The organism is Cryptosporangium sp. NPDC048952 (assembly GCF_043197895.1).
Classification (GTDB): Bacteria; Actinomycetota; Actinomycetes; order Mycobacteriales; family Cryptosporangiaceae; genus Cryptosporangium.
The window spans coordinates 118,662-141,218 of the sequence record NZ_JBICTY010000007.1 but is presented as its reverse complement, the minus strand read 5'-3'; the positions used below and the strand labels follow the sequence as shown (position 1 = coordinate 141,218).

27 protein-coding genes and 2 pseudogenes are annotated in these 22,557 nt (G+C 69.0%); 19 read left to right on the top strand and 10 right to left on the bottom strand.

Features of this window, described 5'->3' with window-relative positions:
- Nucleotides 1-14 precede the first annotated feature (14 nt).
- From ACGFY5_RS34195 to ACGFY5_RS34180, 4 genes are read left to right on the top strand one after another with little or no spacing between them, the layout of a single operon-like run.
- Complete coding sequence (locus ACGFY5_RS34195; protein WP_392726701.1) at nucleotides 15-833, top strand: ABC transporter ATP-binding protein; 819 nt, start codon at nucleotides 15-17, stop codon at nucleotides 831-833.
- A complete protein-coding gene (locus tag ACGFY5_RS34190) occupies nucleotides 823-1,611 on the top strand; it encodes an ABC transporter permease (RefSeq protein WP_392726698.1) in 789 nt (262 codons plus the stop codon). Before ACGFY5_RS34195 ends, ACGFY5_RS34190 begins: the two co-directional genes overlap by 11 nt.
- Nucleotides 1,608-2,348 carry an ABC transporter permease gene (locus ACGFY5_RS34185; protein WP_392726696.1) on the top strand — a complete coding sequence of 247 codons (741 nt, stop codon included), beginning with the start codon at nucleotides 1,608-1,610 and terminating at the stop codon, nucleotides 2,346-2,348. Before ACGFY5_RS34190 ends, ACGFY5_RS34185 begins: the two co-directional genes overlap by 4 nt.
- Nucleotides 2,345-2,917 (top strand): anthranilate synthase component II, encoded by a 573-nt coding sequence (locus tag ACGFY5_RS34180; RefSeq protein ID WP_392726693.1) that lies wholly within the window; start codon nucleotides 2,345-2,347, stop codon nucleotides 2,915-2,917. The genes ACGFY5_RS34185 and ACGFY5_RS34180 overlap by 4 nt, the downstream gene beginning before the upstream one ends.
- Nucleotides 2,918-3,084: 167 nt before the next feature.
- On the opposite strand, the gene ACGFY5_RS34175 is transcribed toward ACGFY5_RS34180, so the two are convergent.
- The gene (locus ACGFY5_RS34175) at nucleotides 3,085-4,005 is read right to left on the bottom strand and encodes a LacI family DNA-binding transcriptional regulator (protein WP_392726691.1); all 921 of its coding nucleotides are present in this window, start codon (nucleotides 4,003-4,005) and stop codon (nucleotides 3,085-3,087) included.
- A gap of 67 nt (nucleotides 4,006-4,072) precedes the next feature.
- On the opposite strand from ACGFY5_RS34175, the gene ACGFY5_RS34170 reads away from it, so the two are divergent.
- Nucleotides 4,073-4,996, top strand: coding sequence for a LysR family transcriptional regulator (locus ACGFY5_RS34170; RefSeq protein ID WP_392726689.1), 924 nt, complete (start codon nucleotides 4,073-4,075; stop codon nucleotides 4,994-4,996).
- On the opposite strand, the gene ACGFY5_RS34165 is transcribed toward ACGFY5_RS34170, so the two are convergent.
- The 6 genes and pseudogenes from ACGFY5_RS34165 to ACGFY5_RS34140 form a co-directional block, all read right to left on the bottom strand.
- A complete protein-coding gene (locus ACGFY5_RS34165) occupies nucleotides 4,983-5,921 on the bottom strand; it encodes a DUF3500 domain-containing protein (protein WP_392727826.1) in 939 nt (312 codons plus the stop codon). The two genes, ACGFY5_RS34170 and ACGFY5_RS34165, sit on opposite strands and share 14 nt — an antisense overlap.
- Nucleotides 5,891-6,169, bottom strand: a complete 279-nt coding sequence (locus ACGFY5_RS34160; RefSeq protein WP_392727872.1) for a hypothetical protein — start codon at nucleotides 6,167-6,169, stop codon at nucleotides 5,891-5,893. The genes ACGFY5_RS34165 and ACGFY5_RS34160 overlap by 31 nt, the downstream gene beginning before the upstream one ends.
- Nucleotides 6,166-6,459, bottom strand: coding sequence for a RidA family protein (locus ACGFY5_RS34155; RefSeq protein WP_392727824.1), 294 nt, complete (start codon nucleotides 6,457-6,459; stop codon nucleotides 6,166-6,168). The genes ACGFY5_RS34160 and ACGFY5_RS34155 overlap by 4 nt, the downstream gene beginning before the upstream one ends.
- A 96-nt stretch (nucleotides 6,460-6,555) precedes the next feature.
- Nucleotides 6,556-7,392 (bottom strand): annotated as a pseudogene (locus tag ACGFY5_RS34150) (fumarylacetoacetate hydrolase family protein); the annotation flags it as partial.
- A 7-nt stretch (nucleotides 7,393-7,399) separates the two neighbouring features.
- A complete protein-coding gene (locus ACGFY5_RS34145) occupies nucleotides 7,400-7,876 on the bottom strand; it encodes a nuclear transport factor 2 family protein (RefSeq protein WP_392726688.1) in 477 nt (158 codons plus the stop codon).
- Nucleotide 7,877: 1 nt separating this feature from the next.
- The gene (locus tag ACGFY5_RS34140) at nucleotides 7,878-9,164 is read right to left on the bottom strand and encodes an FAD-dependent monooxygenase (protein ID WP_392726686.1); all 1,287 of its coding nucleotides are present in this window, start codon (nucleotides 9,162-9,164) and stop codon (nucleotides 7,878-7,880) included.
- A gap of 118 nt (nucleotides 9,165-9,282) precedes the next feature.
- Between ACGFY5_RS34140 and ACGFY5_RS34135 the strand changes: the two genes are divergently transcribed.
- Complete coding sequence (locus ACGFY5_RS34135) at nucleotides 9,283-10,332, top strand: amidohydrolase family protein (protein WP_392726684.1); 1,050 nt, start codon at nucleotides 9,283-9,285, stop codon at nucleotides 10,330-10,332.
- The gene (locus ACGFY5_RS34130; RefSeq protein ID WP_392726682.1) at nucleotides 10,332-11,615 is read left to right on the top strand and encodes a DUF3500 domain-containing protein; all 1,284 of its coding nucleotides are present in this window, start codon (nucleotides 10,332-10,334) and stop codon (nucleotides 11,613-11,615) included. The genes ACGFY5_RS34135 and ACGFY5_RS34130 overlap by 1 nt, the downstream gene beginning before the upstream one ends.
- On the opposite strand, the gene ACGFY5_RS34125 is transcribed toward ACGFY5_RS34130, so the two are convergent.
- The gene (locus ACGFY5_RS34125) at nucleotides 11,573-12,259 is read right to left on the bottom strand and encodes a GntR family transcriptional regulator (RefSeq protein ID WP_392726680.1); all 687 of its coding nucleotides are present in this window, start codon (nucleotides 12,257-12,259) and stop codon (nucleotides 11,573-11,575) included. The two genes, ACGFY5_RS34130 and ACGFY5_RS34125, sit on opposite strands and share 43 nt — an antisense overlap.
- Before the next feature lie 3 nt (nucleotides 12,260-12,262).
- Between ACGFY5_RS34125 and ACGFY5_RS34120 the strand changes: the two genes are divergently transcribed.
- From ACGFY5_RS34120 to ACGFY5_RS34090, 7 genes and pseudogenes are all read left to right on the top strand, one after another.
- Entirely contained in the window at nucleotides 12,263-12,760 is a 498-nt protein-coding gene (locus tag ACGFY5_RS34120) for a hypothetical protein (RefSeq protein WP_392726679.1), read from the top strand.
- Nucleotides 12,757-13,452, top strand: coding sequence for a GntR family transcriptional regulator (locus tag ACGFY5_RS34115; RefSeq protein ID WP_392726676.1), 696 nt, complete (start codon nucleotides 12,757-12,759; stop codon nucleotides 13,450-13,452). The genes ACGFY5_RS34120 and ACGFY5_RS34115 overlap by 4 nt, the downstream gene beginning before the upstream one ends.
- Nucleotides 13,453-14,238, top strand: a complete 786-nt coding sequence (hpaH, locus tag ACGFY5_RS34110; RefSeq protein ID WP_392726674.1) for a 2-oxo-hept-4-ene-1,7-dioate hydratase — start codon at nucleotides 13,453-13,455, stop codon at nucleotides 14,236-14,238.
- Nucleotides 14,223-14,993, top strand: coding sequence for an aldolase/citrate lyase family protein (locus ACGFY5_RS34105; protein WP_392726672.1), 771 nt, complete (start codon nucleotides 14,223-14,225; stop codon nucleotides 14,991-14,993). The genes hpaH and ACGFY5_RS34105 overlap by 16 nt, the downstream gene beginning before the upstream one ends.
- Nucleotides 14,994-15,114: 121 nt before the next feature.
- Nucleotides 15,115-15,591, top strand: coding sequence for a group II truncated hemoglobin (locus ACGFY5_RS34100; protein WP_392727821.1), 477 nt, complete (start codon nucleotides 15,115-15,117; stop codon nucleotides 15,589-15,591).
- Nucleotides 15,592-15,598: 7 nt separating this feature from the next.
- Nucleotides 15,599-16,009: pseudogene (locus tag ACGFY5_RS34095) on the top strand (pyridoxamine 5'-phosphate oxidase family protein).
- A 90-nt stretch (nucleotides 16,010-16,099) separates the two neighbouring features.
- Nucleotides 16,100-16,708 carry a hypothetical protein gene (locus tag ACGFY5_RS34090; RefSeq protein ID WP_392726670.1) on the top strand — a complete coding sequence of 203 codons (609 nt, stop codon included), beginning with the start codon at nucleotides 16,100-16,102 and terminating at the stop codon, nucleotides 16,706-16,708.
- On the opposite strand, the gene ACGFY5_RS34085 is transcribed toward ACGFY5_RS34090, so the two are convergent.
- Nucleotides 16,705-17,787 (bottom strand): magnesium transporter CorA family protein, encoded by a 1,083-nt coding sequence (locus ACGFY5_RS34085; protein WP_392726668.1) that lies wholly within the window; start codon nucleotides 17,785-17,787, stop codon nucleotides 16,705-16,707. The genes ACGFY5_RS34090 and ACGFY5_RS34085 overlap by 4 nt on opposite strands.
- 98 nt (nucleotides 17,788-17,885) lie before the next feature.
- Between ACGFY5_RS34085 and ACGFY5_RS34080 the strand changes: the two genes are divergently transcribed.
- The 4 genes from ACGFY5_RS34080 (at nucleotide 17,886) to ACGFY5_RS34065 (ending at nucleotide 20,866) form a co-directional block, all read left to right on the top strand.
- Nucleotides 17,886-18,878 (top strand): SDR family oxidoreductase, encoded by a 993-nt coding sequence (locus ACGFY5_RS34080; RefSeq protein ID WP_392726666.1) that lies wholly within the window; start codon nucleotides 17,886-17,888, stop codon nucleotides 18,876-18,878.
- Nucleotides 18,879-18,949: 71 nt separating this feature from the next.
- A complete protein-coding gene (locus tag ACGFY5_RS34075; RefSeq protein WP_392726664.1) occupies nucleotides 18,950-19,318 on the top strand; it encodes a GntR family transcriptional regulator in 369 nt (122 codons plus the stop codon).
- A complete protein-coding gene (locus ACGFY5_RS34070; RefSeq protein ID WP_392726662.1) occupies nucleotides 19,299-20,168 on the top strand; it encodes an ATP-binding cassette domain-containing protein in 870 nt (289 codons plus the stop codon). The genes ACGFY5_RS34075 and ACGFY5_RS34070 overlap by 20 nt, the downstream gene beginning before the upstream one ends.
- A complete protein-coding gene (locus ACGFY5_RS34065; RefSeq protein ID WP_392726660.1) occupies nucleotides 20,165-20,866 on the top strand; it encodes a hypothetical protein in 702 nt (233 codons plus the stop codon). The genes ACGFY5_RS34070 and ACGFY5_RS34065 overlap by 4 nt, the downstream gene beginning before the upstream one ends.
- Here ACGFY5_RS34065 and ACGFY5_RS34060 read toward each other — a convergent pair.
- Nucleotides 20,863-21,942, bottom strand: coding sequence for an FAD-dependent monooxygenase (locus tag ACGFY5_RS34060; RefSeq protein ID WP_392726658.1), 1,080 nt, complete (start codon nucleotides 21,940-21,942; stop codon nucleotides 20,863-20,865). The genes ACGFY5_RS34065 and ACGFY5_RS34060 overlap by 4 nt on opposite strands.
- 60 nt (nucleotides 21,943-22,002) lie before the next feature.
- Between ACGFY5_RS34060 and ACGFY5_RS34055 the strand changes: the two genes are divergently transcribed.
- Nucleotides 22,003-22,539: a TetR/AcrR family transcriptional regulator gene (locus tag ACGFY5_RS34055; protein ID WP_392726656.1), complete on the top strand. Its 537-nt coding sequence runs from the start codon at nucleotides 22,003-22,005 to the stop codon at nucleotides 22,537-22,539.
- Nucleotides 22,540-22,557 lie beyond the last annotated feature (18 nt).

Sequence of the window (22,557 nt, the reverse complement as noted above, 5' to 3'; positions counted from 1 at the left end):
CGGAAGGAGACGACATGAGTGCTGTCCAGACCGACGAACTGCGGTCGGAGCCGGTCACACCCGAGCCGGCGTTCGAGCTGGTCGACGTCAGCGTCACGCTGCCTGCCGGCCCGTCGGGACGGCCGATCCTGGCGAACGTCGATCTGCAGGTCGCCGCGGGGGAGATCGTCGGCATCATCGGGCCCTCCGGCACGGGAAAGACCACGCTGCTGCGCGTGTTGGGCGGTTTGCAGCCGCCGACGACGGGATCGGTGCGCCTCGGCGGCCGAGCCGTCGCGGGGCCTTCACCGGACGCCGTCACGGTGTTCCAGGACTATGCCTCGGCGCTGCTGCCCTGGCGCAGCGTGGCACGTAACGTCGCATTGCCGCTGGAAGGAAGGGTGTCCCGGGCGGAACGCAAAGAGCGCGTCCACCGCGCCTTGGAGATCGTGGGCCTGGCCGAACGGGCGGACGAGTACCCCTGGCGCCTGTCCGGTGGGATGCAGCAGCGCGTCCAGATCGCTCGCGCGATCGTCTGCGAACCCCAGGTTCTGCTGCTGGACGAGCCCTTCGGTGCCCTCGACGCGATCACCAAGGGATCCCTGCACGACCAGCTTCTGGACGTCCACGCCAAGACCGGCCAGACCATCGTGTTCATCACCCATGACGTCGACGAGGCGGTGTACCTGTCCGACCGGGTCATGGTCATCCACTCCTCACCGGGGCGGATCGTCCACGAGGCGGCCATCGACTTGAGCCGGCCGAGGGATCAGATCGCCACCCGCGACGATGCCCGGTTCCAGGAGGTACGCCACGAGTTGGCCCAGGCGTTGCGAGACGGCCATGGCGGCTGAGAAGAAGCGCTGGGGAGTCAACTGGCTGGGGCTGGCCGTCGTCGTCCTGGTGCTCGTCGGGTGGCAGGTGCTGGCGAAGGCCGGCACCGTCGAAGGTGCGCTGCCGGCACCGACCGAGATCTGGGCCGGCTTGCGCTACCTGAGCGGCGAGGACGGCGGGCTCTGGCCCGCCCTGCAGCACACGATCGGCGTCGTACTGATCGCCTGGCTGATCGGCGCCGCGCTCGGGGCGGTGCTGGGAATCGTGTTGTCCTCGAACAAGATCCTGGCGTCGTGGTCGACGGCGACCGTCGACATGCTGCGATCGCTACCGGTCATCGCGCTGATCCCGATCGCCATCCTGCTGTGGGGCAACGGCGACGAGACCGAGATCGTCCTCGGCGCGTACGCCGCGCTGTGGCCGATGCTGATCAACACCGCGGGCGGTGTGCGTTCGGTCAACCCACGGCTGCGCGAAGTCGGTCGTACGCTCGGGTTGAGCCGCCTCCGCGTCGCGACGAGGGTCGTCATGCCGGCGGCCGGAGCGGCGATGCTGGTGGGCGCGCGGCTGTCGCTGGCCACCACGCTCGTGGTCTGCGTGGTGGCCGAGATGCTCGGGCTGCAGAGCGGCGTCGGCAATCAACTGGTGCTCCAACAGAGCGGCATGCAGCCGGCCCGGATGTGGGTCTACGTGCTCGTCACCGGCGCGCTCGGCCTGCTCGCAAACGCCGGGATGCTCCGTGCGTTCCGGCTCCTGTTCCCGGGAGTCGCCGCCGTGGCGGAGAGGAGCGAGCGATGAACCTCAAGGCTCTCCGGGGTCTGCTGCCCGTCGCGGTGGTCCTGATCCTCTGGCAGCTGGTGGGCGACAAGAACTCCGTCAACGCTCCGCCGCCGTCCGTCTGGTGGGAAGCCCTCCGGCAGATCGACGAGTCGGGAGAGCTGTGGCCGGCGATCGGCAAGACGCTCCGGCTCGGCGCGATCGGACTGCTGGCCGCGCTCGCGATCGGCGTCGCGGTGGGCACGGCGATCGGCGCGTCGCGCCGGCTCACGGCCGCTTGCGGACCACTGCTGGAGTTCGCCAGGGCCACCCCGGCCGCGGCCATCGTGCCGGCCGCGTTGCTGCTCTTCAGCGCCGACATGCCGACGCAGGCCGGTCTGGTGACGTTCGGCACGGTCTGGCCGATCCTGCTGAACACCGCGGCGGCCCGGGCGGCGGTGCCTCCGCTCCGGCTCGAGGTCGCCGCGTGTCTGCGGATGTCGCGGTGGGCCCGGTTGCGCAAGGTGGTGCTGCCGTCGCTCCTACCGGAGATCATGACCGGTCTGCGAGTGGCCGTGCCCATCTGCCTCATCGTCGCGCTCCTCGTCGATTTCCTGGTCGCGACCGGAGGGATCGGCTACTTGCTCGTCCAATATCAGCAGACGTTCCAGATCTCGGCGGCGTACGCCCTGCTCACCGTGATCGGCGTCGTCGGCATCCTGCTCAACGTGGGAATCGGTGCCGCCGAGCGGCTCATCCTTCGTCGCTGGCCCGGATGACCGTGGATGTACTGGTCGTCGATCACCACGACTCCTACACGTGGAATCTCGTCCACCTGATCGCGGACGTCACCGGGCGCTGGCCGGACGTCGCGCAGCACGACGAACTCGCCCCGGCGGACACGCGGTCCCGTTCGCACATCGTGCTGTCCCCGGGACCGGGCCGGCCGGACGATCCGGCCGACTTCCGGGCCGGGGCCGACATCCTCCGCTACGGGCGCATTCCTGTTCTCGGCGTGTGCCTGGGGCTCCAGGGATTGGTGACGGCCTACGGAGGGAAGGTGCGGCCGATCGAACCCGCTCACGGTGAAGTAGCGACCATCGCCCACGACGGACGTGGCGTGTTCCGCGGACTGCCGGCGGATTTCCAGGCCGTGCGCTATCACTCGCTCGCGGCCACCGTGATTCCGCTGTGCCTGATGGCGACGGCGTGGAGCGAGGACGGAACGGTGATGGGGGTCCGGCACCGCAGCCGGCCCCTCGAGGGCGTCCAGTTCCACCCCGAGTCAGCGCTGTCGGAGCACGGGCAGCTCCTGATCGCCAACTTCCTCGGGGTGAGTCGGTCGTGATCGAGCTCCGCGCGGGGTCAACCTCACCTACCGTCTTCGGGGTCCGGGCGGTCGCTCGCGGTCGACGTCCACCTCGACCTCCGGCGCCGGAGGGAGTACTTCCCGAGGCGCACGAGCGCGACCGGTTGACTGCCGCGTCCGCATGGCGCCGGAAAGCCGAGCGACGCTCAGGCTGACTCGCGGACCAGTACTCGGGCGGGGGCGCCGGCGAGATCGCTCTCGTCGAGGCCGAGCAGGCGACGCGCGGCTCGCCGGCCGTGCGCCTCGGCGTCGATGTACACAGTGGTCAGAGCGGGGGAGGAGAGCGCGGCGTAGGCAGTGGCGTCGTATCCGATGACGGCCAACTCGTCGGGAACGCCCAGCCCGAGCGTCGCCGCGCAGTGGAGGACGCGCAGCGCGATCTCGTCGGTGAAGCCCGCGACCGCGTCCACCGGGTCCGCACGCAGGAACTCCCGCACCGCGTCGACGCCCCCGGCCGCCGGTTCGGGAACGATGAGCGTCACCAGGGGCGGTAGCCCGAGGCGCTCCACGGTCTGACGCGCGAACTCCTCCCGGATGCGGGCGAAGACCGTCGGATTCTCGGGCAGCGCCATCGCGAGGCGCCGGTGTCCGCGATCGGCGAGGTAGCTCAGCTGCGTCGCGGTGTGCGCGGCCAACCCGTCGTGCCATCCACCGTCGGCGAGTTCCTTGCCCGAGGAGTAGTTGGCGGCGAATTCGACGATCGCCCTGGGCGACACCATGTGGGTCAGTCGAGCGGTCGAGTCCTCGGAGGGACGGCCGTGCTTGATCACGAGAACGTGCTCATGGGTGGCGAGCTCCTCGTCGAGACCCTGGATGTAGGAGCGCGAGTAGTTTCCTTCCAGACTGGCGTCGATGTTGAGGACGACGACCCGCGATGTGCCCTCGCGCATGGCCCGAGCGATTCCGTGCGGTACGTAGCCGAGCTCCTTGGCCGCCCGCAGAACCCGTTCCCGGGTGGCGGCGGAAATCGTCTGCGTGGGGGTGTTGCTGATCACGAAGCCGACGGTCGCGGGGGACACGCCGCTGGCGGATGCCACATCGCGCTGCGTGACGCGCCGCTCGGCCATGGGCCCTCCGCCGGTATGATGAACCCCCGAGACTAGTACGTTCTAGCAGCGAGGGGGTGCCGCGGCGATGGATCAGTTGCTCGTGATGAGAAGCCTCGTCGCTGTCGCCGACACCGAAAGTTTCGCGAGTGCCGCCGAGCAGATGCGGACGTCGGCGTCCTCCGTGTCCCGCCACGTGGCGAGCCTCGAGAAGCATCTCGGCGCCCGGCTGGTCAACCGCACCGCGCGCTCGGTCACGCTGACCGAGTTCGGCCTCCACTACAGCGTATTCGCGCGGCGCATCATCCGGGAGATCGAAGAAGAAGAGCAGAATCTGGCCGGCCTGAGTACGCAGATCACCGGCTCGCTGTCGGTGATCTGTCCGAAGTGGCTGGGTGCGCTCGACCTGGGTGACGCGATCGCTGCGTTCTCGGTCCGCTATCCGGAGATCGAACTCCGCCTCGAGCTCGGCGGCGTGCAGGATCGGGCCTACGCGTTCATCGACGAGGGCTACGACGTGTCGTTCCACACCCGACCGCTCCGCGACTCCCAGATGCGGCTGCGGCGGATCAGTACGTTCCCGTTCGTGCTGTGTGCGTCGCCCGCGTATCTGGACGACCACGGCCGGCCCAGGGAGATCGCCGGGCTGGCGGAGCTCGATTGCCTCTCGCACGAGCACGAGTCCTCGTGGCGCTTGGAACTCGGCGGCCAGTCGCACGTGCACAAGTTCTCGCGCCGCCCGTTCACGACGAATTCGTATCTCGCACTGGTGAAGGCCGCGAAACACGGGCGGGGGGTCGCGCTGCTGCCGCTTCGGCTGGCTCACGCCGGCATGGTGACCGGCGAACTGGAGGCGCTGTTCGGTGGTGCCCACGTGCAGGAGCGTTCGCTGTGCGCCGTGCACGGGCCGAGCCCGCAGGTCCCGAAGAAGGTGGGTGCGCTACTCGACTTCGTCACTCAGTGGTTCGCCGAGCACCCCATGCCCACATCGGGCCCGATCACCGACGAGTGACGTAGACCTGGGGCGGGTGCCACGCGTCCGTTCGGAGAACGTCGTCGGTCGTCGCGCGGTTGGACACCAGACGGCGGTTCAGGTGCTCGCCGTCGCGGCCGTGCTGCGCGTAGTGGTCGAGCAGCAGGTCGTGGCCGAGATCGTTGGTCAGGTCCCGCCACACCGTGTGCTTGTGCTGACCGGCGCCGACCGCGTTGTCGGCCTCGACCAGCAGGCTCTCGGTGGAGATCCGGTAGTAGTGCGCCGTGTCCGGCCGGGTGCCGCCGGCCCAGGCGAAGACCAGCTTTCCGGGATCGCCGCGGAGGATCTGCTCGCGGTACCGGGCACTGATCTCGTCGGACGCCGTTTCGACGTAGTGCAGGAGCAGCTCGCGAACCGCGGCGATCTCGCTCGCGCCGAGGTCGGCGCCACTGACGCCGGACGGGGCGTTCTTGACGAAGCGCAGTGCCGCCCGGTCGTCGTCGGTGATGGTGTAGCCGACGATGCCGAGGTCGACGTGGTCGGACCACTCCTCCTCGCCGACCAGCGGAACCTGCCGGGTGACGAAGTCCGCGGGAGCGACGTCGTGGATCACCGCGCGCCGGCGGAGGTCAGGGGAGAGCGAGTTCAGCACGTCGAAGGCCATCCGGCCGTGCGCGCCGAGCGGATCGAGGACTCCGGCCGGGATCGGGAGGGCGCCCATCGCCAGCGGGGTGACCGTGAGGTACCGCTGGGCGACGATCGTGAAGCTCAGCGAGAGGTGGTGGCCGATGACGCGCCATCCCCAGGTGTCCTCGAACCCGGGCCGGCCGAAGACCGTGAACCAGTAGCCGTCCGGGCTGCGGAAGTCTCCGGCGAAAACCCCGAACTGCCGGTCGATGACCTCCAGTTCACGCAGGATGTTCTCGGTCGCCATCACCGCCAGGACCTGGCTGTAACCACGCAGGCTGAGGCCCGAGGCGAGCAGCGTGTGCGCCAGGGTCTTCTGGTGGTTGTCGAGTTGGTGAGCGGCACGCCGGTGCGGTCGGGCTTCGGAATGAAGTCCCAGTCGTTGCGCCGCGGATCGTGCATGTCCGGGATGTGCATCTGGGCGCGGAGGTCGGGCGACAGGGAGTCCAGCAGCGCCCACGTCGAGAAGAGCATGCGCTTGATGGCTCGGGGCGCTTCGAAGTTCATCGCTTCCTCTTCGGTCACGAGCTGAGGATCGCCAGCAGATCGCAGTGCACCAGCGCGCCGCCGTCTAGTTGCGCGGCGAGCGCTTGCCGGGCCGGACGGCAGGTGGGATCCGGGAACATGGCCAGCCACTCCCGGTTGAGCGCTTCCCGGTCCTGCGGATCGGCCAGGTAGAACGTCATCTTGAGGATGTCGTCGGGGGTACCGCCGGTGACAGTCAGCAGCGTGCGGACGTGGCCGAACACGTTGGCGCACTGCCGATCCAGATCGCGGGGCATCTCCCTGGTCAGTGGATCCCGGCCAGTGAGCACTCCGGAGGCCAGGAACGGGCCGATTCTGCTCGCGGCGGGAATCGGGTTACCGTGCTGAAAGCCCGGCACTTGGATGCTGACCCGCTCCGGCACCGCTCAGGCCTCCCGGACGATGCGGTTCTCGAGAGCGCCCAGTCCCTCGATCTCGGCCCGGACGACGTCGCCGACCTTCAGGAAGTTCCGGGTCGGTGCGCCGATCCCCGAGGGCGTCCCGGTGGCGAGGACGTCGCCCGGCATGAGCGTGAAGACCTGCGACAGATACGCGATCTGGTGGTAGATGTCGTAGATCATGTCGCTCGTCGGCCAGTCCTGCCGGACCTCGCCGTTGACGGTGAGCGTCATCCGCAGATCGAGCGGATCGGCGATCTCGTCGGCGGTGGTGAGCCAGGGCCCGATCGGGCCGTGCGTGTCGAACGACTTGCCCAGCGTGAAGGTGGGGGACCGCTTCTGCAGCCAGTCCCGGACCGACACGTCGTTGGCGACCAGGTATCCGGCGATCACCGACCGGGCGTCGTCCACGGAGACGTGTTTGCATCGGCGTCCGATGACGACACCCAGCTCGATCTCGTAGTCGAGCTCGTCGGACAGGTCGGGCTTCACGACGTCCGCGAACGGGCCGACGATGCACGAAACCTGCTTGTTGAACCACATCTGGCTGGTGGGGATCGGGATGCCGGCCTGGCGGGCCTCCTCGGCGTGCTGCGCGTAGTTCATCCCGATGCCCAGGTACTTCTGGGGGTCGTCGATCGGTGCCTCGAGCACGACGTCGGCGACCCCGTACTGTGGGCCGTCCGCTGCCAGGATCCGCTCGGTCGACGTCGGGAGGTCCGGCAGGATGGCGCGGAGGGAGGTGCCGACCTCCGCGGAGATGTCGGTGACCCGGTCGCTGTCGACCCGGCCGAGCCGGACCGGGCCGTCCGCGACGCGGAACCGGCGATCTTCACTTCGCGGCGCCCTTCTGGGTGATCGCCGTGTCGGCGATGCTCGCCTGCTCGGCTGCGGTGGCGGGCCAGACGTGTTCCCCGTCCGGGGTCATCTGGAAGCTGACGAAACGCCAGGCGCCGTCCTCGCAGCGGCGCAGTACCTGGATGACCTGACCACCGAGGACCCGTTCGGTGCCGTCCGGGCTGCTCAGCCGGTTCCGGATGCGGCCGGTCACGATCGCGACGTCGCCGATCGTGCGGATGGTGAGCTCGCCGCGGGTGATGTCGAGGTACGCCTGACGCGTCGCGACGTGCTCCAGCAGCTGCGTCTTGTCGTGGGTCACGCCGGGGGCGTGCGTATGGATGAGCGTCTCGTCGTACAGGTCGTCCAGAACCTCCAGATCGACGTCGAGGAGCGCCGTGCGGCGCCGCTCCTCCACCGCGAGGATCTCGGCCCGGGTGGTGGCGTCGGCGTGGACCACGGGATCGGACATGTCAGTTCCCCGTCGCGGCGTGCTCGGTGCGATAGCCGGTGGTGTCGCCGGCTTCGAAACCCGGCCGGGGCTGGCCGACGAGCGCGTGGTACTTGCTGAAGATCGCGTCGGCCTCGGCCAGGGGCAGGACGTCCTCGATGTCGGTGAACCGCTCGCCCCCGGTGCGGTCTTCGACCATCCGGCGGATCACCTCGTAGCCTTCGCCGCGGTGGGCCATCACGATGCCGTTGACGGCCTTGAGTCGCTGTGCCTCGAAGGCTCGCAGTGCGGCGGGGACGTCGTCCATCGTGGCCAGCTTCTCGGCCAGGGCGCTGCCGTCGACGATCGCCTGGCAGGCCCCGTTGCCGCCGCGGGGGTACATGGCGTGCGCGGCGTCGCCGATGAGGATCATCCGGCCGTCGGTCCAGGTCTCGAGCGGCTCGTGCCGGATCAGCGGGAACAGGTAGACCTCGCGGGCGTTGCGCAGCATCGTCTGGACGTCGAGGTGGACGATGTCGCACTGGTCGTAGTAGTGCATGATCTCGTCGACGGTGCCGCGCTGGTTCCAGTCCTCGACGGACTCGTCCCTGGTGGCCTCGACCACCCAGTTAACCAGCACCTTCCCGGTGCCTTCGAAGTCGTTCGCGATCGGGTAGACGATCATGCTGGAGCTCTGCGGGGCGCCGATGTGGAGGATCGTGCCGCCGCTGCCGAACGGCTCCATCAGCGTCGTGCCGCGCCACATCGTGATGTCCGAGTACACCGGCTCGGCGTGGTCGGGGTGCATCTGCTGGCGGACGGCGGACTTGATCCCGTCGGCCGCGATGGCCAGGTCCGCGGTCACCCGGCTGCGTTCGCCGGCCTGGTCGACCAGGTCGAGAGTGACCCGGTCGTCGTGGTTCGTATAGCCGAGGCAGCGCACGCCGTGGACGACCGAGTCCGGGCCGAGCCGGTCGAGGACGGTGCGGTAGAGCAGCATCTGCAGGTAGCCGCGGTGTACGAATCGCTGCTCGTAGAGATAGCCCATGTGTACGCCGCAGAGCTCGGCGTAGATCTCCTGGCCGTATTTGTTGTAGAAGATCGACTCGCGGGCGTCGACGGAGATCGCCCGGAACTCCTGCAGCAGTCCGAGTTCGTCGAGTTCCTTGGTGCCGTAGACCTTGACGTCGATGCCGACGCCGAGCGGCTTGAGCTCGGCCACGGTCTCGTAGATCCGGGGCCGGAAACCGCGCTGGTGCAGTCGGAGAGCAGCGGCGAGGCCGGCCGGGCCAGCGCCGACGATGGCGATGTCGAACGAGCTGTCAGGCATGCCGAGGACCGTATGCCAAATCGTGTACGATTTCAAATACGAAATTGCTTGTGAAGCTGGTGACCCCGCACTAGATTCCGTATCAAATTTCGTACACGATGCGGGAGGTTTCCCTCCGATGACCGTTGTCGACATCAACATCCACCACCTGCCGGAAGACCTGTTCTCCAACCCGACGATGCTCAACGGCTTCCTCGACAGCGCTCCGCGCGGGTTCGGGGAGATCGCCCGGGTCGCCCAGCTCGACGACGGGCGGCAGCAGCTCATCCTGGAGAAGCCCGCCGGCTACCAGAACCTGAACTACGTCGAGGGCGACTACAGCGCCGAGGCCAAACTGGCCGCGATGGACGAGGCGGGTGTCGACTACGGCATCATGCGGGTCCCGGTGTGGCAGGAGTGGTTGCCGTTGGAGACCTGCAAGGCGGTCAACGACAACGCACACGAGATCGTGAAGCGCTCCAACGGGCGGCTGTTCAGTACCGCGTGCGTGCCGCCGTGGGGCGGCAAGGAAAACGTGTACGAGCTCGAGCGGTGCGTCAACGAACTCGGCGTCGTCGGGGTGCAGCTGGCCTGCCACTACGGCCAGCTCTACCTGGACGACCCGGTGTTCGAGCCCTACCTGAAGGTCATCGAGCGGCTGGACGTCCCGGTGATCGTGCACCACACCCCGCTACCGGTGGAGTGGAAGACCGTCATCGACTACACGAATCTGCGACGCGAGTTCGGCCGCATCACCGACCAGGCCACGGCGGTCGGGCGTGAGCTGTTCAGCGGCATGTTCGACCGGATGCCGGGGCTGCGCTTCATCCACACCATGCTCGGCGGCAACTGGTTCGCCAACACCGCGTTGCTCACCCCGCACGCGTCGAACAAGAAGGAAGCGATCACCCGCCTGGACCCGACCGGCGGCGAGAAGATCAAGAGCTACCTCGAGAACAACATCTTCTTCGACCTCACCCACCCGCACTCCTGGGGCAAGGCGCAGGTCGAGTGTGCGATCGAGGTCAACGGCGCCGACCACTACATGTTCGGCTCCTCGTTCCCGGTCTTCTACGGCTGGATGAGCCAGGGCGTCGAGTTCCTGAAGAACACCGTCGAGATCAGCGACGCCGAGCGCGAGATGGTGCTCGCGGGTAACGCGAAGCGCCTCTTCAACCTGCCGATCTGATGGATCAGGACATTGACGGCTTCTTCTCGACCGCCCGGGTGGCCGGGCGGGAGGAAGCGGTCGAGTTGCCGAGCGACAGTTACCGGGCCTACCTGCTCGACCTGGACGACGCGAAGCTCGCCAACGTGCGTGGGATGGACTACGAGGAGTTCACGCAGGACCGGTACCGGGCGCCGTTCCTGCGGGACCTGCTGGCCTACTGGCGTTCGCTCTACGACGAGCCGTTCGTCGGCATCACGTCGGACGGCGTGGTCCGGGACGGCCTCTACCACTTGCCGGAGCACCCTTCGGTGGACGATGCCCAACACACCGCGGCCGAGCGGCTGCTGGCGGGCCTGACCGACGCGGAGCGGGAGACAATCTCCTACCCGGCCACCGCCCCGGAATGGCGCGCGTGGAGCAACCCCGAGTTCGTCGTCCACCGGGTGGGCCTGCGTCTGGAGAACCTCTCGCCCGAGAAGATCGACGCCGTCCGTGACGTGCTGCGAGCCTCGCTCAGCCCGGAAGGCTACGACCGGGTGGCCGAAGCGATGGCCCTGAACGGATTCCTCGGCGAGTTGGTCGACCTGCCGACCGTGCTGAACGACCGGAGCTACTGGTTCTCGATCTTCGGCCGGCCGCATCCGCTCGAGCCGTGGGGCTGGCAGTTGTTCGGTCACCACGTGGCCGTCAACTTCGTGTCGGTCGGCGGACGGCACGTCGTCGCCCCGGTGTTCCTGGGCGCGGAACCCGCGCTCTCCGAGGAGCACCCGCCGCTGTTCGCCGCCCGGGAACAGCTCGCCCTCCGCCTCGCCGGCTCACTGACTCCCGAGCAGCGAGCCCAAGCCGTGGTGTACGACTCGGTCCTGGATCCCGCGATGCCCGAGGGCCGGTTGCATCCAGCGGACGAGCGCCACGTCGCGGGAGCGTTTCGCGACAACCGGATCGTCCCGTACGAAGGGATCCGTGTCTCCGCGCTCGACGCTTCGCAGCAGGCCCAGCTGCGCGACCTGGTGGCGGACTTCCACGCACTGATCGTCGACGCCCAGCGCGCGGCGGCGATGGCGGAGTACGACGCCCACCGGGACGAGACGTACTTCTCCTGGTACGGCGCCACCGACGGATCCCAGCCGTTCTACCTGCGTGTGCACAGCCCGGTCATCCTGGCCGAACTGGATCATCACGCCGGCGTCTGGCTGAACAATCGGCTCCCGGCGCGCTTTCACGTCCACACCACGCTGCGCCACCCGAACGGCAACGACTACGGTCGCGCGCTGATCGCCGAGTGGGGGACTCCGGCGTGACGCAGTCCGTCGTCGTACCTGGTCACGGCCTCGACGGTCCGGAGCTCGTGCTGTTTCGCCGCGGCCTCCACGGCATCGGGGTCGGCCCCGGTCTCGATCAGTTCGAGGATGTGGTCGTGCTCCGCCAACGACGCCTCCGCGCGGCCGGGCGCGTACCAGAACGCGGACTTCCGGATCACTTCGAGCCGGGCCCACTCGCTGTTGACCATCGCGACCAGGCGATCGTCCCCGGCCCGCGACGCCAGCAGCTCGTGGAACTCCCGGTTGAGACGTCCGAACTGACCGGGATCGAACGCGGCCAGGGCCTCACGCATCCGCCGGTTCAGGTCGCGCGCGGTGGCCAGGTCGTCCGCGGAAAGATGCGGAGCCGACAGCGCGGTGGCGTACCCACCGATCCGGGCCAGCAGACTGAGACCCTTCTGCCAGGCGTCGGTGTCGAAGGTCCGCACCAGGGCCCCGACGTTGGGGACGATCTCCACCCAGCCCTCGGCCTCCAGCCGACGCAGGGACTCCCTCCAGGGCACCGAGCTGATCGCGTGTTCCCGGACGAGCTGGTCGATCACCAAGCGGTGACCCGGACCGTACGTGCCGTCCATGATCCGTTCCTTCAGGATCTGGAACGACCGCTCGGCCTTGGTGGACATGACATGAACCTTACCGAGAGGAGCGCGTTCGACGCGGTCGAGCCGGGCGAGGTGCTGGTGATCGGGGCGCGAGGGGAGACCGGTGCGGCCACGTTCGGCGACGTCCTGGCTCTCCGCGCGCAAGCCCGGGGAGCGGAGGGCATCGTGACCGACGGTGGTGTCCGCGACGCGGACGCGGTCGCCGACGTGGGTCTGCCGATCCACTGCGCGGGCAACCACCCGGCGGTTCTCGGTCGCCGGCACGTTCCCTGGGATTCCGGCCTCACGATCGCGTGCGGCGGGGCGACCGTGCAGCCGGGCGACGTGATCGTCGCGGATACGGACGGGATCGTCGTGATCCCGCCGGGGCTGGCCGAAGAAGTCGCCGACGCGACTCTCGCCCAGGAGGACGAGGACGCCTGGATCGCGCGACAGGTGAAGGCCGGTCACGCGCTCGACGGACTGTTCCCGATGAACGCGGAGTGGCGTGCCCGGTATCAGGAGTGGCGGGCGCGCCGGTGAGTTCGTCAACAGAGGCCAGCAAGTCCCAAATCGCCTACCGCTGGATCCGGGAACGCATCGCGACCGGCGCGTTCGGTCCCGGCTACCGGTTGGTGCTCAGCGCGCTGGCCACCGAACTGTCGATGAGCGTCGTACCGATCCGCGAAGCCGTGCGCGCCCTGACCGCCGAAGGACTGGTCACGTTCGAGCGGAACGTCGGCGCGCACGTGGCGCGGGTGGACGGTTCCCAGTACCGCTTCGCCATGCAGGCGATCAGCCTGCTGGAAGGTGCTGCGACGGCACTGGCCGCCCCGCTGCTCACGCCCGACGACCTCGCGCGTGCGCGCGACCTCAACGACGTCGTCCGCCGCGGACTTCCCGACCTGGACCCGCGGATGTTCCGGGCGGTCAACCAGGAGCTCCACCGCACGCTCTACGCGCCGTGCCCCAACCCTCGGCTGCTGGAGCTCGTCCAGGCCGAGTGGATACGGCTCGGGAACCTGCCCGACACGCTCGGTGGCATCGTCGCAGGGCGGGCGTCCGCGGTGATGGAGGAGCACGACGCGCTCATCGACCTGATCGAGCGCGGTGCGCCCGCCGAGACGATCGAGCAGGCCGTGCGGCGTCACCGCAACGGCTCGGTCACCGCGGACCTGGCCGTCCGCCATCCCGAGTCCGGTCAGTGCGACCTGCCGACTCCCCGAGGAGCCTGAATGCTCGACGCCGACGTCATCGCCGACCTGGCCGCCGAGCTGTCGGACGCCCATCACCGCCGTGTCGTGGTGCCCCGGATCACCACGCGGTATCCGGACGCCACGGTCGAGGACTCGTACGCCATTCAGAGCGCGTGGCGGGAGCGGGAGCTGGCCGCCGGTCGTCGGGTGGTCGGGCGCAAGATCGGGTTGACGTCGAAGGCCATGCAGGCGGCCACCGGCATCACCGAGCCCGACTACGGCGTCATTCTCGACGACACGGTGTGGGAGAACGGATCGGTCCTCCCGTTCGACAACTTCTCCAACGTGCGGATCGAGGTCGAGCTGGCCTTCCTGCTGAAGAGCCCGCTGTCCGGCCCGCACTGCACGGTCTACGACGTGCTGGACGCGACGCGGTACGTCGTCCCCGCGCTGGAGGTCCTGAACTCCCACATCGAACTGCACGGTCGCACGATCGTGGACACGATCGCCGACAACGCCGCGTACGGCGGGACGGTGGTCGGTGGGAACCCCACCCGTCCCGGCGCGATCGACCTGCGGTGGATCTCCGCGCTGCTCTACCGCAACCAGACCATCGAGGAGAGCGGCGTCGCCGCCGCGGTCGGAAACCATCCGGCGAGCGGCGTCGCGTGGCTGGCCAACAAGCTGCACCAGCACGGCAGCCGACTCGAAGGCGGCGAGCTGGTCCTGGCCGGCTCGTTCACCCGGCCGATGTGGGTGTCGCGCGGCGACAGCGTCCTGTGTGACTACGGACCGATGGGGACGATCTCATGCCAGTTCAGTTGACTCTGCGTGACGCGCTGGCCGCGCGGACCCGGCCACTCGCGGGAATGTGGGTCTGCAGCGGGAGCCCGCTGGTCGCCGAGATCTGCGCCGGCGGCGGGCTCGACTGGCTGCTCATCGACATGGAGCACGCGCCGAACGGGCTGGAATCGGTGCTCGTCCAGTTGCAGGCCGTCGCGGCCTACCCGGTCACCCCGGTGGTGCGCGTCCCGTCCGCCGACCCGGTCGTCATCAAGCAGGTACTGGACCTCGGGGCCCGGACGATCCTGGTTCCGATGGTGTCGTCCGCGGCGGAGGCGGGGGAGGTCGTCGCCGCGGCCTTCTACCCGCCACGGGGCCGCCGGGGGGTGGGTTCGGCGCTGGCTCGTTCGGCGCGGTGGAACCGCATCCACGACTACCTGACCGACGCGGCTTCGCACGTGTCCGTCTTCGTGCAGATCGAGTCCGCCGACGCGGTCGGGGCGGCCGCTGAGATCGCCGCGGTCGACGGGATCGACGGTGTGTTCGTCGGCCCGTCCGACCTCGCTGCCTCGATGGGCTTGATCGGTCAGCAGACGCACCCGGAGGTGACCGCTGCCGTCCGCAGCGCCTTCGCCGACGTGCTCTCCACCGGCACTCCGGTGGGAGTCAACGCTTTCGATCCGGCGGTGGCCGACGGGTACGTGGCGGCGGGTGCCTCCTTTGTCCTCGTCGGCGCCGACGTCGCCGTCCTCGCCCGTGCGGCCGAGTCCTTTGCCGACCGATTCACCGAGGGGTGACAACGTAGGAAGCGCGTTCCGGCGGGAGCGAGTCGCCGATCTGCAGCGCCGAGGGGACGGGCAACCACACGGTGGTGTTTGGCTGAACCGGCATCCCGCGCCGTCCTGAATGATTACAGTGTTGCAAATGACAGAGACACCCTCGCTCTTCGAGTGGGCGGGTGGGTCAGCGGCGTTCGAGCGGCTGATCAACGCCTTCTACGACCGCGTCGAGAACGACGAGCTGATCTCCCCCCTGTTCCCCGGCGGGGTGTCCGACGAGCACCGCGCCCACGTGACCGCCTGGTGGATCGAGGTCTTCGGCGGCCCTGCCCGGTATTCGTCCGAGCTCGGTGGCTACCACCGGATGGTGAACAAGCACGTCAACCTCGGCATCACCCCCGAGCAGCGCTTCCGGTTCGCGTCGACGATGAGCCTCGCGGCCGACGACGCGGGCCTGCCGGACGATCCGGAGTTCCGCGCCGCGTTCGTCGGCTACGTCGAGTGGGGCACCCGGATCGCGTTCAGCAACTCGCAGCCCGGCGTCGACGTCGTGCAGCAGGCTCCGGTACCGCGCTGGGGCTGGGGTGTGGCACCCCCGTACGTTCCCGCGAAATAGTGGGGGCATGCTCACTGCCGAAGACCTCGAGTTTCTCGCCCGACCCCTGCACGGCTTCCTGACCGTGGCCGTCGGCCCGACGCCCGCGCAACCCCGACCGGTGTGGTTCGAAGCGACCGACGACGGCACGGTCTAGCTGTTCACCGGGCCGCACTCGGTCAAGGTGCGGCGCCTGAGCAAGGACCCCCGCGCCTCGATCGTCGTCGCGGCGCCGGTCAACGAGCGTGAGCGCTGGGTGTCGGTGGCCGGGCGGGTCACCGTGGAGACGGACGGAGCGCACGAGCTGGCCACCCGCCTCGCCGAGAAGTACTGGGATCTCGACGATCCGGCGCGCGCCGAGGACCTCAAGAACCTCCTCGCCGAGGAGCAGGTCCGCCTCGTGATCCACGCCGACAACGTGAGCCGTTTCTCGTACTAGGGCGCTTCGAAGAACTCACGGAGCAGCACAGGGTACGCCTGAAAGTCACGGTATTTGCCCGGAATGCCCCAGACGTAGACGATGACGACCATGGGGCCGCAGGAGAAGATGCCTATCGTCGCGATCGGGGTATCCGCCGCGACCGGTGTCGTCGCGTTGATCGCGCTGGTCACCGGGATGGTCGCGCTCGGACGATCCGACCAGGCGCAGCAGAGCGCGCAGGCAGCCGCCGAGCGCACGCTGCCCGCGCCGACGATCGTCGCCCAGCAGTCGATAGCCCCCGAGCCGACCGACACAGCGGAACCCACCGGCGCGGCCGGAAGCCCGAACCCAGTCGTCTACGAGAACCAACAGCTGAAACTCCAGAACGCCTGCGTCGGCTCCGGCCAGGCCGTCGACCTCGACGAACCCCGCGTAGCCCCACCCGACGGCGCCGACCTCACCTTCTTCGCCTGCACCGACACCCGCTTCACCTTCGAGGGCACGACCTCCTTCGCCGAGGTCACCGACCCCCAGGCAACCCCGGCCACCTGCCTCGACGCCCTCCGCACCAACCCGGGCGTCGAGAGCCTGCGGGTGGCACGCGGCCAGACCGTCTGCGTCCTCACGACCGGCAACGCACCGAAACTCGTCCGCGTGCACACGGACGCGGCGACCGACCGGGTCGCCCTCACCCTCACCGCGTGGACCGCCCCTTAGAGCCAGTTGCGCCGACGCAACAGCATCCACAGCCCGACGCTCAGCACGACGATCACCGCCGTGCTGAGAATCCACCCCCAGTGCTGCTCGAACCCCGGGTACGGCACGTTCTGGCCGTAGTAACCGGTCACCGCGGTCGGCACCGCGATGATCGCCGCCCACGCCGCGAGCTTCTTCGTCACCTCGTTGAGCTGCTGACCCTGGATGTTCTGCTCGCTCTCCAGGATGCTGGCGATCCGGTCCCGCGCGTTGTCAGTGGTCTCCGCCGCGCGCAGCACGTGATCGTGGACGTCCTCGTAGTACGGAAGCATGAAGTCGTGCGCCAGGTGGTGCTCGCCGGCGTTGCGCAGGATCCGCTCGACGACCTCCCGCATCGGCGCGACGATCCGCCGCAGCTGCAGCACGGCCCGGCGCAGCTCGAACGCCCTCCGTCGGATGTCGAGGTCGGAGCCCTGCCGGGGCTCGAACACCTGGTCCTCCAACGCGTCCAGGCAGTCGTCGAGCGTCTCGGTGACGTCGTACTGCCCATCGACCACTGCGTCGAGAAGGCCGTGGACGAGAAACCCGACGCCGGCGGACGCCAGATCGGAGTTTTCGTCCCAGCGCGCCTGCAGAGCGTCGACGTCGAACTCGTTCTTGCGGACGGTGATCAGCGCCCTCGGGGTGACGAACGCGCTGATCTCGCTGGTCGTGAGCGTGGCCGTGACGGCATCGAATCCCACCGCGTACATGTTCGCGAACAGGTGCGTCCGGTAGCGGTCGAGCTTGGGACGCTGCTCGTCCTGCAGCGCGTCCTCGACCGCCAGCGGGTGCAACCCGAACTCCTGCACGACGATGCCGAGGTCCGACTCGTCGGGATGGTGCAGGTCCAGCCAGATGAACGCATCGGAATCGCTCGCCAGGCGATCGCTGATCTCCTCCGCGGGGAAGCCCTCGGCGACGACCTCGCCGTCCCGGTACAGCCGGGTTCGGGTCGGACACCGCGGCGGGGTGGCCGTGGTCACGCTGTGGTCGGCCTCGCCGGCGGTCTGCGGGTCGCCCGGAGCGGGCCGGGGCTCGGGAGCGGAATCCTCGTTCACGGTCGCCAGCCTGCCACCACCGCACCGACAACCGACGCAGCGGTGCGTACCAGCAATGACGCCGGGTAGCTCGGGGGCACACCAGACAAGGAGTGAACATGCCCAAGCCGATCGCTGATCAGGTCGTCGTGATCACCGGAGCCTCGACCGGTATCGGGCGCGCCACCGCTGCCGCCCTCGCCGGGCAGGGCGCCAAGGTGGTGGCGGCCGCCCGCAACGTCGGCGCGCTGGACTCGTTGGTGGCCGACATCCGGAGCGCTGGTGGTGACGCGATCGCGGTGCCCACCGACGTGTCCGACGCCGCCCAGGTGCGCGCGCTCGCGGACGTCGCCGAAAACACGTACGGGCGCATCGACACCTGGGTGAACAACGCGGCGGTCGCCATCTGGGGCCGGATCGAGGACATCACCGACGAGGAGTTCGAGCGCGTCATCCGGGTCAACTACCTCGGGCAGGTGCACGGCGTCCACGCCGCACTGCCCGCGCTGCGCCGGGCCGGTGGTGGCGGCATCATCGGCGTGGCGTCGGTGGAGAGCATCCGCGCGGTGCCGCTGCAGGCGCCCTACAGCGCCAGCAAGTTCGCGCTGCTCGCGTTCTACGACTGCCTCCGCATCGAGCTGGCGCAGGACGGCTCGCCGATCTCGGTCAGCACGGTGCTGCCCGCGGCGATCGACACGCCGCTCTACGAGCACGGCCGCAGCAAGCTCGGCGCGCTGCCCAAGCCGCCGCCTCCGGTGTACGCCCCGGAGCTGGTCGCCGACGCGATCGTGCGTGCGGTCGAGCGGCCGCGCCGGGAGATCCCGGTGGGGGATTCGGCGCTGGGCTTCTACTTCGGCCAGCGCCTCAGCCCCGCGCTCACCGACGGGTTGATGGCGATCCGCCTGTTCGCGAAGAAGTCGCAGATGTACAAGCGCCCGGACAACGGCATCGACAACCTCGACAAGGCACTGGACGAACCGGGACGGGTACGCGGCAGCTACCCCGGGCGGGTCCTGCGGCACAGCCTGCTGACGCAGCTCGCCGCGCGGGTGGCCCGGCCCGGCGAGCTCCTGTCGTCGGCGGTCAACCGGGTGCACATGCTCACGCGCTGAAGGCCCTTGCTCACCGCGAAGGCTCTGTGGTTCATTGGTAGAGTAATGAACCACAGAGCCTAAGAGGCATCGTGTTCGATGACCGCAGCCCGATCTACCGGCAGATCGCCGAACAGATCAAAGCCGACGTCCTGCGCGGGGTCCTCCGCGCCGACGAGCAGGTCATGTCGACGAACCAGTACGCCGCGCACCACCGCATCAACCCGGCCACCGCGGCGAAAGCGTTCCAGCAGCTCGTCGACGAGGGCGTGGTCTACAAGCGCCGCGGCATCGGCATGTTCGTCAGTGTCGACGCCGCGGAGAAGCTGCGCGCCGAACGCCGGGAGCGGTTTTTCGCCGACGTCGTCGAACCGATGGTCACCGAGGCTCGCATGATCGGCATCCCGCTCGCGGAGATCGCCTCCCACCTGGAGGGCCTCGATGACCATCGCAGTCAGTGACCTCACGTGCCGCTACGGGCCCACCGAAGCGCTGAGCGACCTTCGCTTCTCGTTACCGGGCGGAAAGATCTACGGGCTGCTCGGCCGGAACGGCTCCGGCAAGACCACACTGCTGTCGACGCTGGCAGGCTTCCGTAAGCCGAGTGCAGGCACCGTGCACATCGACGACGAACCGGTCTTCGAGAACCCCCGGATCCTGCGCCAGATCTGCCTGATCGGCGAGCCCGGACACGTCGGCGACAAGAGCGACGCGCTCCGGGACATCTTCGACCTGGCGCGCCGCCTGCGCCCGAGCTGGGACGCCGCCTACGCGTCCACGCTCGCCGACCTGTTCGAACTGCCGATGAAGAGCAAACTCAGTGCGCTCTCGCGGGGGCAGCGGTCCGCGTTCAACGTGACGGTCGGCCTGGCCTCCCGCGCGCCGGTGACGATGTTCGACGAAGCGCACCTGGGCATGGACGCGCCGACCCGGCAGGCGTTCGCCGACGAACTGCTGCGCGACTACCTGGACCAGCCGCGCACGATCGTCATCTCCACGCACCTGATCGAGGAGCAGAGCCCGCTGTTCGAGCGGGTCCTGGTGCTGCACGAGGGTCGCCTCCTGCTCGAGGAGGACCTCGACGACCTGCGAGCCCGCGGGGTCTCGGTGACCGGTCCGATCTCGCTCGTCGACGACTTCGCCGTCGGGCTGACCGTCCTCGGACACCAGACGCTCGGGCCGACGAAGTCGGCAATGATCTATGGCGATTTCGACGACGAACGGCGGCGCGCCGCCCGCACGGCCGGGCTCGAACTGGGGCCGGTGGCCGTCCAGGACCTCTTCATCCACCTGACGGGAGGCACCCGATGAGCTCGCGCTGGCCGATCCTGCGGTACTTCCTCGCCACTCACCTGCTGTTCCTCTCGTTCTGCTTCGGACTGGTCGTCGTCGTGATCGCTGCGGTCGTGGGCGTCTACGCGATCTTCGGAACCGTCGACCTGAGCGCGCTCGACACGTTCGGCCCGGGGTGGTTCTGGCGGTGGGCGGCGCTGGGGTACGGCGCGTACCTCTACTTCACGCTCCTGCCGACGTTCCTCGTGCACGGGCGCACCCGCGGTGAGTACGTGCGGGAAGTGTCGGCGTACCAGGTGGTGGCCACCGCCGTGCTCGCTGCCCTGACCGCGCTGGCCTATGTCGGCGAAGCGCTGATCTACCGGGCCGCCGGCTGGTCGGAGACGTTCCAGCCGGGTCGCCTGTTCGAGTCGGGCACCGAATTCGGCCTGGTGTTCGTGACCTACTGGACCGGGATGCTGGTCTGGACGCTCGCCGGTTCGCTGCTCGGCGCCGCGGTCTACCGGTTCCACGGCGGCGGCCTGCTGCTCGTGCCCGTCGCCGTCGTGCTTCTGCTCCTCAACGGACTGAACTTCGGACGCGCGGAGCCGCTGTGGATCGGGCCGGAGGTCGGCGTGTGGGGCACGCTCGGGCTCGCCGCGGTGAGCAGCGCTGTGGCAGTGACGCTCATCTGGAGCCTCGCCCGGAACGTGTCGGTCCGGCTGCGGACAGCCTAGAGTTCGATCGCTGTCGCGGCGCGGTGCAGGGGCTGCATGACCTTCCCGAGCATCCACTCCTTGAAGGGCATGCGGTCCATCACCGCGAGCATCCGCATCGAGTTCCGCACCTGCCCCTGGGTGTGCAGCACCATCCGTTTGATGTTGGCCGGGCCGAGCGCCTGGTTGCGCTCGACGAACGGGCGCATGCGCCGTTCGTAGGCCTCGGGGGAGTCCTCGGTGCCGAGAACGTACGCGCCGACCAGCGCGAGGCTCGTTCCCTGGCCGGACGCCGGCGAGGCGCACCAGGCCGCGTCACCCACGAGCACGACCGGGCCGCGGTGCCAGCTGTCCATCTTCACCTGGCACATGTCGTCGGAGTAGAGGTCGGTTGCCGTGTCGACGCCGTCGAGCAGGCGCGGGACCTCCCAGCCCTGGTTTTCGTAGGCCGCGCGGAGGTCTTTCTCGTCGCCCTCGTACAGGAACATCGCCTTCGCGGTGGCCTCACCGGCGGTGCTGTAGACCAGCGTCGTGCGACCGGGGCCGACGTAGGTGACCTCTTCGCGGTCGAGGCCGAGGTGGTTGGGCACGGTGGCGATCGCGATGCGGTAGCCGAGGTCGTGCACGTAATCCTTCTCCGGCCCGAACGCGAGGGCGCGGGTCGCGGAGTGCAGGCCGTCCGCGCCGACGATCAGGTCGTAGCCACCGGGCAGTTCGGTGAGCGCCTCGCCGAAGCGGTACTCGACGTCGTTCTTGGTGTGGTCGTAGAGCAGGCGGGTCAGGTCACCGCGGAGCAGTTCCGCGTCGCCGTGGGTGCGTCCGCCGAACGTGTCACCGTCCATGCTGGCCACTCGGCGACCGGTGGCGTCGACCACAGTGCCGGATCGCACGTCCGTCCGTGCCTTCCGCACGTCCTCTAACAGCCCCATGCGGTCGACGACGTCGAGCGCGGCGCCGCGGATGTCGACCTTGTAGCCGCCGTCGCGCAGGGCGGGGGACCGCTCGATGACGGTCACGGTGTAGCCCGCGCGGTGCAGCCAGTAGGCGGAGGAGATGCCGGCGATGCTCGCGCCGACGACCAGAGCGGTTTTCGTCATGGCTCAAATGGTACGCACGTCTTAGACAGTTGTGCAAGACGGATGTGCAAGACTGGGGGTATGGGAAATCGAGAAGACCTCCTGGACTCTGCGAAGCGGTGCCTGGAGACCAAGGGGTACGCGCGGACGACAGCCCGGGACATCGCCGGCGGCGCGGGGGTGAGCCTCGCGGCGATCGGCTACCACTACGGCACGAAGGAAGCGTTGCTCCAGGCTGCGCTGGTGCAGGCGCTGGACGAGTGGGGGCAGGAGCTGGCGCGCTCGTTGGCGTCGTCGTCGGCTTCGGGATTCGCGGAGACGTGGGACCGGGTGATCGAGTCGTTCGCGGCCAACCGGGCACTGTGGGCGGTGCAGTTCGAGCTGCTGGCGCAGCGGGATCTGCCGCCGGAGGTGCGGGAGTTGTTCGCCGGTGCGCACCGGGAGGCGCGGCTCGGCCTCGTCGAGCTCTTCGGCGGAGCATCCGAGGGCGCCCCGGCCCAGGTAGGCGCCCTCTACCAGGCGCTCCTGGGCGGCCTGGCCGCAATCTGGCTAGCGGATCCGGCGGGTACGCCCTCCGGAGCGGACCTGCTAGCGGCGATGCGCGCGGTGGTCGGCTAAGCGGTGACGCGCGCGGTG